Source organism: Psychrobacter sp. 78a-MNA-CIBAN-0178 (assembly GCF_040309625.1).
In the GTDB taxonomy this organism is placed as follows: Bacteria; Pseudomonadota; Gammaproteobacteria; order Pseudomonadales; family Moraxellaceae; genus Psychrobacter; species Psychrobacter okhotskensis.
Map to the genome: position 1 here is coordinate 1 of NZ_JBEOOZ010000012.1, position 14144 is coordinate 14144.

The 14144-nt window shown below is 43.2% G+C and carries 11 protein-coding genes; 6 read left to right on the top strand and 5 right to left on the bottom strand.

Annotated elements, in window-relative coordinates; genetic code table 11:
- Positions 1-88 precede the first annotated feature (88 nt).
- Positions 89-349: a DUF1289 domain-containing protein gene (locus AAEY80_RS08410; RefSeq protein ID WP_173240416.1), complete on the bottom strand. Its 261-nt coding sequence runs from the start codon at positions 347-349 to the stop codon at positions 89-91.
- Positions 350-536: 187 nt separating this feature from the next.
- Between AAEY80_RS08410 and AAEY80_RS08415 the strand changes: the two genes are divergently transcribed.
- The 3 genes from AAEY80_RS08415 to AAEY80_RS08425 all read left to right on the top strand — a co-directional run bounded on the left by AAEY80_RS08415 (position 537) and on the right by AAEY80_RS08425 (position 4005).
- Positions 537-1169, top strand: a complete 633-nt coding sequence (locus tag AAEY80_RS08415; RefSeq protein WP_025653178.1) for a YqiA/YcfP family alpha/beta fold hydrolase — start codon at positions 537-539, stop codon at positions 1167-1169.
- Positions 1170-1279: 110 nt separating this feature from the next.
- A complete protein-coding gene (gene parE / locus AAEY80_RS08420; protein WP_025653179.1) occupies positions 1280-3166 on the top strand; it encodes a DNA topoisomerase IV subunit B in 1887 nt (628 codons plus the stop codon).
- Positions 3167-3309: 143 nt separating this feature from the next.
- Positions 3310-4005, top strand: a complete 696-nt coding sequence (locus AAEY80_RS08425) for a lysophospholipid acyltransferase family protein (protein ID WP_051395076.1) — start codon at positions 3310-3312, stop codon at positions 4003-4005.
- An 82-nt stretch (positions 4006-4087) separates the two neighbouring features.
- Here the strand turns inward: AAEY80_RS08425 and budC are convergent, their stop codons facing one another.
- Positions 4088-4870, bottom strand: coding sequence for a meso-2,3-butanediol dehydrogenase (gene budC, locus AAEY80_RS08430; RefSeq protein ID WP_025653181.1), 783 nt, complete (start codon positions 4868-4870; stop codon positions 4088-4090).
- 417 nt (positions 4871-5287) lie between these two features.
- Here budC and AAEY80_RS08435 point away from each other — a divergent pair, with 417 nt between their 5' ends.
- Positions 5288-6730 (top strand): hypothetical protein, encoded by a 1443-nt coding sequence (locus AAEY80_RS08435; protein WP_025653182.1) that lies wholly within the window; start codon positions 5288-5290, stop codon positions 6728-6730.
- A 294-nt stretch (positions 6731-7024) separates the two neighbouring features.
- On the opposite strand, the gene AAEY80_RS08440 is transcribed toward AAEY80_RS08435, so the two are convergent.
- Positions 7025-8728: a mechanosensitive ion channel gene (locus AAEY80_RS08440; RefSeq protein WP_025653183.1), complete on the bottom strand. Its 1704-nt coding sequence runs from the start codon at positions 8726-8728 to the stop codon at positions 7025-7027.
- Positions 8729-9226: 498 nt separating this feature from the next.
- Between AAEY80_RS08440 and bamJ the strand changes: the two genes are divergently transcribed.
- Positions 9227-9958, top strand: coding sequence for a BamJ family beta-barrel-assembly machinery protein (gene bamJ / locus AAEY80_RS08445; RefSeq protein WP_025653184.1), 732 nt, complete (start codon positions 9227-9229; stop codon positions 9956-9958).
- A 139-nt stretch (positions 9959-10097) separates the two neighbouring features.
- Here bamJ and argA read toward each other — a convergent pair whose 3' ends face one another.
- Complete coding sequence (argA, locus tag AAEY80_RS08450; protein ID WP_025653185.1) at positions 10098-11420, bottom strand: amino-acid N-acetyltransferase; 1323 nt, start codon at positions 11418-11420, stop codon at positions 10098-10100.
- A 468-nt stretch (positions 11421-11888) separates the two neighbouring features.
- On the opposite strand from argA, the gene AAEY80_RS08455 reads away from it, so the two are divergent.
- Positions 11889-12488 (top strand): hypothetical protein, encoded by a 600-nt coding sequence (locus tag AAEY80_RS08455; protein WP_025653186.1) that lies wholly within the window; start codon positions 11889-11891, stop codon positions 12486-12488.
- 306 nt (positions 12489-12794) lie between these two features.
- Here AAEY80_RS08455 and AAEY80_RS08460 read toward each other — a convergent pair whose 3' ends face one another.
- Positions 12795-13814 (bottom strand): patatin-like phospholipase family protein, encoded by a 1020-nt coding sequence (locus tag AAEY80_RS08460; RefSeq protein ID WP_350588177.1) that lies wholly within the window; start codon positions 13812-13814, stop codon positions 12795-12797.
- Between the last annotated feature and the right edge of the window lie 330 nt (positions 13815-14144).

Here is a 14144-nt window from a genome sequence, read left to right on the forward strand (position 1 = left end):
TTTTATGATTATGTTTGATGATCGTATAAGCAGGCATTTAATCTAAATGGCAGTTACACAGAATCTGGGATGGACTCCCTTTAACCTTTTAAAACAACTCACCAATCTCAATCACTTCTTCAAAATCAAATCCTAGCTGTTCGCCTTTACGCTGTTTCATTTGTTCGATACGTTGCTTGCGTCCAGCGACGAGCCGTAATACCTCACGGCGCTGCTCAGTCGTCATGTCATGCCATAACTGCCGCTCAGGACGACTGCGCAGGCAACCAAAGCAATAGCCTTTTTTATTGCTCGTGCACACACCAATACACGGATTGGCAATCTCGAACAGCTCAAACTGTTGATTCATGGCGGCTCCATCGCACTTATCGTTATTCCCTTAACTTGTCTTATCTTATTTTGAAACACTATTATGTCGTAAATAACGAATAATAGTGTGCCGCTTTATTGTTACTGTTTTTGGTGAGGCAATGCTATGCTTAGCTTTTATAGTCTATATAAAGTCATCATAACAAAATTAATAAGTGAGATTGTACGTGAACATTATTTATATTCATGGATTGGATAGTGATGCCAACTCGACCAAAGGCATATTATTAGAAAGCTATGGCCAGCAGCATCATGCTGATATTAACGTATATCGCCCTGATCTTAACAGCGCCCCTGAGCAAGTGTTTGAGCAACTAGTTAAATTGGTAACCGAACTCAATAAAGAAGACAAAACTGTACTGATTGGCAGCTCGTTAGGAGGCTATTTTTCTACCTTGGTGAGTAATCATACAGGTTGCCCCGCACTATTGCTAAACCCTAGCACTCAGCCTCATGTTACTCTACAGCGTTTTTCTGACATCTCAGTATCAAATAAAAAAAGCAGTGACGAGTTATCTCATAGTAATGTCCTGCATACGACCGCTGGCGGTTGGGAAATAACCCCTGCGGATTTACAATGGTTTGCAGATCATCAATTGGTATCCATTAATTATCCGAATAAAATTGAGGTCTTGCTAAAAGAAGATGACGAGCTGCTAAGTGCTGAGCTATCAAAAGACTTTTATCAAACGCAGGGAGCGACGGTAACTGTGCAAGCGGGTGGCGATCATAGATTTACGGATTTTGGTGAGCAATTACCGATGGTGATAGATATGCTACAGCGTTTGTTATCGACTTAAAGAGACGACATTATCTGACGTGAGCGATAGACTATTGGCCTTAACATCGCTATTTTTCGTTATAATGGTTCAATAGAATGAATGATCTGTGAATATTAAGGGAAGCATTTGTGAGTGAATATAATGCGCAATCGTTAGAAGTTTTAGAAGGGCTTGAGCCGGTACGTCGTCGTCCCGGTATGTATACGGATACCACGCGCCCCAACCACTTGGCACAAGAGGTGATTGATAACTCAGTGGATGAGGCATTGGCGGGTTATGCTAAAACCATCAAAGTTCAATTGTATAGTGATGGCTCGCTGTCAGTTGAGGATGACGGGCGCGGTATGCCGACCGATATCCATCCTGAGTTTAAACAGTCAGGGATTGAGCTGATTTTGACCCGCTTACATGCTGGTGGTAAGTTTTCGACCTCTAATTATGAAGTTTCAGGTGGTCTGCATGGCGTTGGTATCTCGGTCGTCAATGCGCTATCCACGCGAGTGGAAGTCACCGTATGGCGTGATAGTACCCAGTTTGAAATGGCCTTTGAAAATGGTGCACCAGTTACGCCTTTGACGGAAACGATCAGCTCAAACAAGCGTAAACGCGGTACTAAAGTACATTTTTGGGCGGATGGTAGTTTCTTCGATACGCCAAAATTTAATGTTAAACAACTCAAGCACAATCTAAAAGCCAAAGCGGTGTTGGCCGCGGGTTTGACGATTGAGTTCGTCGATGATATTAATAATGAAAAAGTTGTCTGGCAGTTCGCTGATGGCGTCGTTGAATATTTAAATGAACAGTTAGATGGTCTTGAAACTTTGCCTGAAGCACCGTTCTATTATAATTACGATGCGAAAGCGGGCGAACGTGCCGCCATTACCTTTGCCTTGTCTTGGTTGCCAGATGGGGGTACGCCCATTCAAGAAAGCTATGTGAACCTTATCCCGACGGCTCAGGGGGGCACGCATGTTAATGGTCTGCGCACAGGTATTTTAGAGGCCTTACGTGAGTTCTGTGATATTCATAACTTATTGCCGCGTAGTGTCAAGCTGACCGCAGAAGATGTATGGGATGGGGTCAATTATATCCTGTCGCTTAAGTTTTCTGAACCGCAGTTTTCAGGGCAAACCAAAGAGCGTTTATCGAGTCGAGAAGCCGCTGGCGCAGTACAGACATTGGCAAAAGATGCCTTTAGTTTGTGGTTAAATCAGCATGCCGATATGGGTGCTCAGATCGCCGAGTTGGCGATTAATAAAGCAGGACGTCGCCTAAAATCTGCCAAAAAAGTCGCGCGTAAAAAGATTACTCAAGGTCCTGCCTTACCGGGTAAATTGGCTGATTGCCGTGGTGATTTACGTGATGGTGCAGAGTTATTTTTGGTGGAAGGAGATTCGGCGGGCGGTAGTGCCAAACAGGCACGAGATCGTCATTATCAGGCTATATTGCCACTGCGCGGTAAGATTCTAAATACATGGGAAGTATCCTCAGATACCGTGCTGTCGAGCCAAGAGATCCATGATATCGCCATCGCTATCGGTGTCGATCCAGCGTCAGACGATTTGTCGGAATTACGCTACGATAAGGTGTGTATTTTAGCGGATGCGGATTCTGATGGCCTACATATTGCCACGCTCATCTGTGCGTTATTCGTCAAGCATTTTCCAGCGTTGGTTGATGCAGGTCACTTGTTTGTAGCCATGCCGCCGTTATATCGCGTGGATGTCGGTAAAGACGTGCATTATGCGTTAGACGAGCCTGAACTTGCACACATTTTGGCCAATGTACCCGGCAATAAAAAAGCACAAATTACCCGCTTTAAAGGGCTGGGAGAGATGAGTGCAGAGCAGCTACGTGAGACGACCATGAATCGTGATACCCGCCGCTTAGTCCAGCTAGACATGGACGACATGGTATTAACCAACAGTGTGATGGATATGCTGTTGGCGAAAAAACGCTCTGCGGATCGTAAGACTTGGCTTGAGGACAAAGGTAACTTGGCTGATATCTCATAAACTATAGTAACAACGAGCATTACATAGGCTGATGCTCGTTGTACGATTGAGTAAGAGGCAGCACAATAAAAGCCTGCAAAAGGAAATTTAGTGACATAAGGTTAATGTTATTATATCGCTATCTTTCATTATCTGGTGCCGTCATGACATCGAAGTTTAGCCGTCGTTCTAAGCCTATTGCCGCTAGTTCTACACGCTCTAAAATATTACCAAAGCTTAGCAGAAAGGATTTGGGTGACTTAATTCCCAGACGTGGCGGTGCTATTACGCCAGTTATCGGTGCGCGTTTGTTAAAAGTATTAGGCTGGCGTACTGTTGGCGATATTCCAAATGTGTCGCAAGCAGTGGTATTGGCTTTGCCGCACACTTCTTATTTGGATGGCCTCTATGCATTGCCCGGTTTGTTTGCTATTGATTTAAAAGTTAGCATTATGGGTAAGCACACACTATTCAAAGTCCCAGTACTGTCACAGATATTACTATGGTTGGGTATTATTCCCATCGATCGTGGCAATAAGGGCTCAGTGCTACAAGCAAGTATTGCTAAGTTTAAGACTGGTGAGCCGCTGTTTTTGGGGCTATCTCCAGAAGGCACTCGCGATTATAGAAAAGAGTGGAAAACCGGTTTTTATTATTTAGCAGTGGGCGCTGATGTTCCTATTTTGCCAGTGGCATTGGATTATAAAACCAAAGAAATACGTTTTTTGACCGCTGTCTATCCTACTGGAGATATCGAGGCTGACTTGCCAAAAATCTATGCTCAATATAAAGGCGTATTACCAAAATATCCTGAGCGCTTGTCGCAGCCACTACAGGATGTTAATCAATCAGCCGATTAGATATGTCTTGCGAATATGAGTATTTAAGCCTCTTAGGGATGGCTAGCAAAATACTCATATTCAATTACAAAGAGAGCAATAGCTAAAACTGAGGCTGACCGTTAGAAGCACTAACCCCGCCGTCCACCGCAAGATTGACGCCAGTAATCATCGACGCATCGTCACTTGCCAAAAAAGTAATGGCAGCGGCAATGTCCTCTGGCGTGGCCAAACGACCAAGTGGACAACGATCTAAGAATTTATCGGTCTTGGCATCATTATCTTGAATGGCACTGGTCATGTTTGTCTTAGTCACGCTCGGATTAACCGCGTTGACACGTACCCCATCAGGACCATGATCTAAAGCCAGCGTCCGTGTTAGATTGCTAACGCCAGCTTTGGCGGCATTGTAAGCTGCCATATTCCAATCACCGCCGACCCCTGACAATGATGAGACATTGACGATATTACCTTTGGTTGCTATCAAGTGCGGCATGGCTGCCTGACAGACGTAAAAAGTACCATTTAAATTCACATCAATCGCTGACTTCCAGTCTTCAGCCGTTAGCTCAGTAATTTTACCTTGAGTGGCTTTGCCCGCATTGTTGACCAAAACATCGATTTTTTCAAACTTATCGATGGCTCTTTTAATCATTTCTTGTACTTGGCTCTGCACACTAATATCACAGGTAATGGTCATATAATTATCGGTATGAATCCAAGTGCGATCTGTCGGAAACTCCTTAGCGGTTTCTGCCAAACTGTCAGCTGTACGTCCTACTAAAACGACGCTAGCGCCTTCTTGAGCAAAACGAATGGCAGTTGCGCGACCGATACCTGAGCCGGCCCCTGTGACGATGACGGTTTTTTCTTTAAAACGTTTCATGATGTTCAGTCCTTGTTATCATATGCAGATAATAGTCACTACATAAAAAATGAGTAAGCAAACCCTAAGTGGTGGGTGAGTTATAAATCGATGCATCAGCTTTGCTGCTTTTATGTCATCATAACAAGTCATTGCTTTGAAAGCGACTTTGTATAATTGCACTTATGTATAGTCAGTGAAAAGTAATATTGATACCTCACGCACTGTTGATATCCATTTTTCTTGCTTGCTGTGTCTACGCTGACAGAGGCTATAAAAAATTGATATCAGCAATAAGGTCGCGTTTTTAGGATATTTTGACTATAGTTTAGTTTTTCTTTAGCGAAGAATGCTTATTATCCTTGCAAGAAGGGCATTATCGTTCTCAGTGGCATTATGGGATGCGTTATATTCAATTGATAATAAAAGGTTGGAACTGTGTTAAATTCGACTACTGCCACATCTGAATTGGGTTATTTAGCTGATGAATTGGTTTGTTATCTGCAAGCAGCTGCGTCAGAGATTGTTTTACCTAATCTCCAAACCATAGAGGCGCGTTATGAGGCTCGGCAGTATCACTATCGATTGCCATTAGGTAAGCTCCAACTATTAACGCTCACGGTAACTCTGCCTTCTGAGACGAGCTTGGCTAAGATTGAGTCAGTGCGGATGGCAGCAGTCAAAGCAGCGCTGGCATGGCATAAGAGTTACACCTCTCAAAGTAAAGACGCTCAGCTGCTCAGCTATGACGTATTGATCGTCGATATCCAGTTCGGCGAGTATGCTAAAAGTAGTGACAACAATGATAGTGACAATAACAGTGATAGTAAAATTAATATTGAAAACAATCGTCGGTCGAGTGATTTAGTAAAGCGTGTGACGCATGAATTTGCTGCACGCTACTTTATGGAAGATTTAGTCGTTGATATAAGTGACAGTGGTCAGCAACTTCAAATATTCAGCTGGCATGATTGGTGTTCGATAATGCTAGCGTTGCAGACACCATGCGAGCTATGGCGGTTTTTGGGATATCATCTAGAGCAGCTACAGCAGTCGGTATCTAGTCACATCGCGAGCTTTGAGTCCGAAGAAAGAATTATCAGGCAGTTTTTAAGCAGTGTATCTTTATTTAACCACGCTATCACGGTCGATAACGCGCTTATCAAGTACGGTATTCAGCAAGCGCCCAATTCTGCATTGATAGCCATGAGCCTAGCGCAAAAGAATCAAAGCAAAACGGCACCGATGTATGAGAAACATATGGCGCAGGCCGCGACACTTTGGTCGCAGCTTAGTGCGCAGATGATTCATACGGTCAGTGCAGAGCTAAAAGCTAAGGCAGATAAAGAGTCAATAACACCCTCATTTTCTGTTTGGCAGCAGCAACTCTTAGATGAGTCTTTGTTTTCGCGGCATGAGCTTATCCGCACTTTATATAGACACCCAAAACAACAGCAGGCGTTGCAAAAAACTGGCTATGTAGTACATCAGCATTCGTATGAAAATCTCGGTCGGCATTATGTGCTGATATTCTATGGTCAAGATGGGCAGGGGCAGAATAGTAAGGCGGCTATTCAGCCAAACTTACAGCAGATTGCGCAAGATGTTGCCACGCGGCTACCGATGGCTGAGCTGCATCACGTCATTGTACTTGGTATAGACTTTATCTCTGAGGCAGGCGAGACCTTTATAGATATCGATCTGTGGATTCAACCTATGAATAGTATGACCCAGCGCGAGCGTCAACTTACCAAGCAAATACAGCGCCTTAAACAACAAGGTACTGAGCAGCCTACGAGCAAGAAATTGACGCAGCAAGCAAACGATTTGCCTCAAGTTCGTCTCAACCTTTCTATTCCAGCCCGCAAAGATAAACCATAAATAGTGGCACGCCTTGGTAATTAGGTAAATGCGTAGGCGTTCAATCTTAAAAAGTATAGTTGAATCACTATAAAAAAATACAGTGCTGCTGGTAATATTAGCGTATCGGTTTTATGTCGAATTGACTACATCTATATAACTATTGAAATAACCAACACGAACCAATATAGTCAATGGAAAGTAATATTGATACATCAGCAATACCGTCGCGTTCTTAGGATGTTTTGATTATACCCACAAAAAAAGACAGCCTAAGCTGTCTTTTTTCATGCAAAATTATACTGTCATAAAGACTTATTTATTAGTGTTGTCGATAAGACCACTACCAGGTAATAAATCATTATCTGTCTGAATTCCAGGAGTTCTAGTCGTTCCAACATCAGTAGTATTTACAGGGTCAGTACCAAGTTTTGTGGTATCGACTGTATCTGTACGTAAGTTAGTTGCCGAGGTAGTTGGTGCACTCGGCGTATTCTCACGAACTGAATCAGCAACTTTGTCTTGCGTCGATGAATTAGGCGTCAAAGCAGACTTCGCTTTTGCTTCAGTACGCTCTTTGTCCATTTTATCCTGCATCTTGCGGAGGAAACGTGCTGCTGCTTCTTGACCACCAAGACCGAATGATAGAGCAAAGGCAACCGCAACGGCACCTAGTGTTAGACCAAATGCTAAGTTCACAATAGAGTCAGCAATACCCATCGCTTTTAGACCCATGGCTAGTACCAAACCCATGATTAATACACGTACGATGTTTGCTAAGAACTGTGAGCCTTGCTCAGAGCGCTCAACGACACCAGCAATGATATTGGCAAGCCAAAAACCGATGAATAGGATAATCGCGCCCAAGATGATGTTGGCACCGAAAGCAATAAACATCGCGATGATAGCTGAGATAGGCTCAAAACCCAATAAATCAGCGGCAGCGATAGAAGCGAATAACATCGCAAAGAAGATGATCGCATAGCTAACAAGGTCTGAAACTTTCTTATCGCCCATCGTTTCTTGCAAGCCAACTTTGGCAGGCAATTGGTTGATCTGAGTGTTTTCGATCAAGCCTTTGATGATGTTAGCGACCATACGTACCACGTAGAAAGTCACAACGAGGATAGCAACTGCCATAAAGATATTTGGCAACGCTTCCATGATTTTGTTCAGCATGTTCGTCGCAGGACGAGCAATCACTTCGATTTTTAACGCATTTAATGCTGCGATAATCGTTGGGATAATCACAACTAAAAAGGCTAATGAACCCGCAATATTAGGTAGGCTGTTTTGTTCGCTTAAACCTGCTTTTGTTGCCAGTTTTTGCACATCAAAAGTAGAAACAAGGTTGGTCACAATGCCGCGTACTACTTTAGCAATGATATAACCAACGACAAACACAACACCAGCAATTAAGATGTTCGGAATAAAGCTGAAGATTTTATCAACCATATTAGTCAATGGTGCAAATAGACCATCAAGCTCTAATTGACCCAATACCATGGTTAGAACAACCAATAAGATGAACCAATAAACCATATCAGCAATTGTGCTGCTCATTGGTTTGACGCCAGCTTGTGCACTTAAACGCTCATCCATTGATGTTTTGGCCAATGCAGCATTGATCGCTGTGCGGGCAACAGTTGCCACTACCCAACCAATCACACCAAGGGCGATAGCACCGATAAGGTTAGGGATAAAGGCCAATACTTGGTTGACCATGTTTGCAAATGGTGCCGAAATAGAGTTCAAGTTCAATTGGCTAAGAGCCCCTGAAATTGCGATGATAAAGATAAACCAAAAAACAATCTTAGAGATAATACCCTCTAGATCGTAGGTTTTACCAGTGGAAGAGTTCATGCGTTGGTTAAGGTTCACTTTAGACAACACACCACGTACCAACGCCGCGATACCTAGTGCCACGAGCCAGCCAATAATAAATATCAAAATCGCGCCAATGATAGAGCCGATGGGCCCACCAAGATAACCGTTAAAAGATGTAAACATTGGATTCATCTTATCCTCCTTTAATCATCATACATGAGCCACAAAATAACAAGAATAGCTGGCACAATTGTCATGTACCCAGCACCGTTATTATTCAGCAAAACCATATAGATGGTAATTATAAATAGTATTTTTAATTTAAGTTATACAGGGATATTATAATGACTGAATCAGTAATACTATTATGGTAAACATAGGCTTGCGCTGATGATACATTTGTACTGCGCAGCGCTGCTACCGATACCTAAACATATATTAGTAAAACTTACGTTCAGTTACTTATCACCTTAACTAATTTAGCTTAGCTGATGTATTGATAGATTTAAAGACAGAAAGCTTAACCTGTTACTATATTTGTGTGATAACTTGTTATTTTTATGATAAATTTTAACACAGACTGTACATTAGCCCGATAATTTTATCCTAACCGTGGCTCCTAAAACTAAGATTTGTTATTATAGAAATATGTGACATCTCGCCACTATTCTTACAATTTGAGAGTAATATATGAAAAAAATCACCACTTTAAGCGTTAGTGCACTTGCTAGTGCTATGTTATTAGTTACCGGTTGTAGTACTAATAATGGTAATCAAGAAACTTCTACCCAAAGCGTTTCAGTCACTGAAAAAAGCCCAGCCAATGAAAAAGTAGGTTATAGCTTGGGCTATATGATGGCTGAAGGTAACAAAGAAGCGGTCGGTGATCTAAATCTTGATACCTTTGAAAAAGGCTTCCGTGATGGTTATGAAGGCAATGATTCCGCATTGACGCAAGAGCAAATGCAAGAAGTATTGATGACCTATCAAAAAGAGCAAGAAGCGAAGTTTGTCAAAGATATGGAAAGCAAAGCGACTGACAATAAAGCTGCTGGTGAAGCATTCTTAGCGGCAAACGCGAAAAAAGAAGGCGTAAAAGAGACGGCTTCTGGCTTACAATATAAAGTCATCACCCCAGGTACTGGTAAATCACCAAAAGCAACTGACGTGGTCGAAGTAAACTACGAAGGCAAATTGATTGACGGTACGGTATTTGACAGCTCTTATGAGCGTGGTGAGCCAATTGAGTTCCCACTGAATCAAGTCATCGCTGGCTGGACCGAAGGTCTACAGTTGATGAAAGAGGGCGGCAAATATGAGTTTTATATCCCATCAGACATCGCTTATGGCGAAGCGGGCAACTCAGGTATCGAGCCTAACAGCACATTGATCTTTACGGTTGAGCTGTTAAAAGTAAAATAATGCGTTATTAGACTTTTAACCTATAGTGGTTATAAGAAATAAGAAAGCCCTCATAACTATTATGAGGGCTTTTTCGTGTGCGGTAATTAAGTGAGCTTTTAACGACTTAACCTAGGCGCTGACTATAGAGATTTTGGTGCTATAGCGTTTTTTGGAACACTTTAGAGTTACGACCGTTATTATATTTTTTACGGCGCGCTTCTGGTAAAGCGCTTGCCTCAACTTCCGCAAAGCCTTGCTCAACGAACCAATGCGCGGTACGAGTCGTCAGAACAAATAACTTATGCAGACCATGGCTGCGTGCTTGCTGCTCTAAAAATGCCAGCAAGTCAGCACCGCGGCTACCGCTACGATATTCAGGATGAACCGCGACACAAGCCACTTCTGCAGCATCCGCATCTAATGGATAGAGCGCTGCACAGCCCAAAATCATACCATCACGCTCAATGACACTATAATGATCAATCTCTTGCTCTAAGCGTTCGCGCGAGCGGCTGACTAAGATGCCTTGTTCTTCTAATGGCGATAACAGCTCAATAAGTCCCACGACATCGTCGATATCTGCGCGGCGAATCTCTTCATAAGGGTCGTGGCTAATGAGCGTACCAGAGCCATCACGGGTGAATAGCTCTTCCAATAGCGCGCCATCTTTGGCGTAAGAGATAATATGGGTGCGATGGACACCTTGGCGACAAGCGTTACTGGCGCAATTTAAAAAGTAGTTAATCTCACAGTTTAAGTCCCGATCCCGTAAGAAGCGATCGACTTCGTTTGGAATCATCTCGCGTAGCAAGCGGTCATCGTCATTGATGCCGGCTTCTTCACCCAAAAATATAAGCTTGTCCGCGCCAAGTGCCACCGCAGCGCTCAATGCTACATCTTCGGCGAGTAAATTAAAGACTTCACCTGTCGCCGAATAACCCATTGAGCCTAAAATCACAATATGATCGTGGAGTAGGTTATTTTTAATCGCCTCAACGTCGATAGAGCGCACTTCACCGGTCATCTGATAATCGACACCATTACGAATGCCATAGGGACGAGCAGTGACAAAATTGCCCGAAACGGCATCGATGCGCGAGCCATACATGGGTGAGTTGGCCAGTCCCATCGACAGCTGTGCTTCTATCTGTAAGCGGATGGCACCAACGGCTTGTAAGATAGAAGGCATCGCCACACGCGGCGTCACTCGAATGTCTTCATGCAACGGCGAGGTGATATCAGTCCCTTGCAGGTTCTTTTCGATCTGCGGTCGTGCTCCATGTACCAAGACTAGCTTGATACCCAAGCTATGTAACAAGGCAAAGTCATGAATAAGCGTGCTGAAATTCGAATGATTGACCGCTTCACCACCAAACATAATCACGAAAGTCTTACCGCGATGGGTATTAATGTAGGGGGCAGAGTTGCGGAACCAATGAACGTATTCAGGATTAATCTGTGGCATGGCGCTAGTAGTCATAATAGGAGCAATAGTAGTCAGAATAAGAAAAGGGGCGTGACAAAAGATACCTGTCGCTAAAGAATTACCATAGCAAAAAACGCCGTTATGAGCTATCTTTTATTTCAATAGCGTTAATCAATCTTTATAGTAGATTGACGATATACACAACCTCAACACGCGGTTAGTGTACCTACAAACGCTTTTTGCTATGCTAATCGCTATTGCTTTACAGACGGCTAACGCAGATAATCAATAAAAATGAACGTTACTAGCATGGAGCGTATATGATGATAGCCTGCTCATAATCTGAGATGTCGTCATTAAGTGTATTGCTCATATAAAGTCTCGTCTATCCAAACCGCGAGAAAATTAAAAAGTTAAAGCGATAAGTGTCAGAGTTTAAAAAGCATTGAAAATGCATTAACCAGACAGTCAGGTTTTGCCAGCTGCGTTTTACCGATATATTAACTAGGGATAATGAAAGTCATGAAAAAAAGTAACCATCTTGCCAATCCTTTTAGCGCTTTTAGCGGCCACCGCTTGTTTCACGTGATAGCCGGTACGCTCGTCGGTGTCATGGCGGTCACCCAAGCATCAGCGATGCTGCCGACCCCAGAGCAAGCGATCGATACTTCAGTTGCTGTGCAGTCCAACAGCAATCAAGCAAGCACCAATAGCGGTAACTCTACCGTGCAAGCCGTTAATAGCAAAATTACCGCCTCGCTGATTAGTGTTGATGCCAATGGTCAAGAGGTCTTGGTGCCGGTTAATGCCAATACTCGTTTGCAGTCAGGCAATGTCTTAGAGTATCAAGGGTATTTTACCAATACCAATGCTGATCGCGTCCGTAAAATGACGGTCACCATGAGTATCCCTGAGCAAGTAGAACTATTGCGCGCGGTCTCTCCTGACTTTCCCTATGGTAGCACCGATGGCAATACTTTCGCCCGTATGCCGCTACGTGGCAAAGTAGACAACCAACTGCAAGAAATCCCATTGAAATACTATAAATCGGTACGCTGGGATATCGAAGGGGTTGGCCTTAATGACACCGTGGCAGTGAAATATCGCGCCCGCGTTAAATAAATTTGCTTATTAATTGATGCCGTCTGTTTAAGCAGAATTGATCTAGCTAACAGTAAAAAGCACCACGATTTATGACTGCGGTGCTTTTTTAATGGCTGAAATTCTAGGGCGTGTCCTCATTTTAAAAATGGTGATAAAAGTGAGGTCAATTGCAGTCATACAAGGAAAATAGCGCAGATAATATCGAGACATTACGCACTGCTGATATCAATTTTCTTTGCTGTAATGTACCTGCGCAGACAGAGACGACAAAAAATTGATATCAGCAATACCGTGGCGTTTTTAGGGTATTTTGATTATATATCGCTATAGAGTCGCATATTTACTCTGCGATTTTGCTTTAATTAATTGCTTAATTGCATTGATTTGTGGTGTGGTGGCTTGCGCGCCAGCCGTAATAAGGGCACTACGTTGACTGGTATCTAATGAGCTGATATGACCGACATCAGGGGTAATGACGATGTCAGCGCGCCCGCGTTCATTGCGTATCGATGCGCTGTGTTTGGCGTCTGCATAAGCAACGTTGGAAGTGGTATTAGGTGCTACATTAGAGGACAGATTGTCTTCAAGTAATGCCCAAAAGCCACTCAATGAGGTGATAGCAGGTAAAAGATTGTTCGTTACGTTCTTTTTGCTAGTAGGCACTGTCACGTCGACAGCGATGATGATATCTGCCCCCAAATCACGCGCGCTATCGACAGGCACTAAGCTGACCACACCGCCATCAATATATTTTTTGCCAACTTTTTCGGGAATACGCGGGGCAATAAAAATATTGGGCACGCTACAAGACGCTTGAACGGCAAGTCCAGCATCTCCCGTGCTAAAGACCGCTTTTTTTAGTGTGTGCTTCTCAGCCGCGACCGCAGCGAAGTGTATGGGAAAAGACTCTATAGGGCGTCCGCCAACTTTGGTATTAATAAAGTTTTTGAGTTTGATACCTTCTATAAAGCCTTGGTTGGATAAGGTAAAGTCCGTCAATTCGCTATCAGTGGTGGTCAATGCCAAGCGCTCAAGCTGTGCTGGCGTGTAACCGCTAGCATATAGACTACCAACCAAGCTGCCGACGCTAGTGCCAACGACCAAAGTTGGTTTGATGCCGTTTGCTTCTAACGCCTTAATTACGCCAACATGCGCAAAACCTTTGGCACCGCCGCCGCCCAATACTAATGCAACTTTTGGTGCATCTGCTATGGGTGCTACTGATGTTGGTGGCGGTGTCAGCGTGCTACAAGCGTTGATACTTAGGGACAATATGGCAAGCACAATGATACGCAGGAATAGCAAATGATGATAAGATTGAGGCAGTAAAGTGGGCGCAAACATAAAAAAGACCTTATAAAATCATCATAAGTTAGGGCATTGGTTGATTGTTTATACGTTTAATTCTTGAGACATTTATTTATCAAGCAAGCTATTTATCGATAAAGTTTCTTATCGGTAAAGTTGCTAATCCATAAAGGATAGATTGGATGTATGTCTCCACAAAGCATCACAGCATCTAGACGCAGTATTACTAAATAGCTTAGCATAATCAATCATATTGTCAGTTATAATGAGTCTGACTCAGTATTTTTATAGCCAGTTGATTATCATCGCTTTTATAGGTCGTAAGTAGTATCAGAGTGCCTAATAAACTATTTTGCACTTACGCAA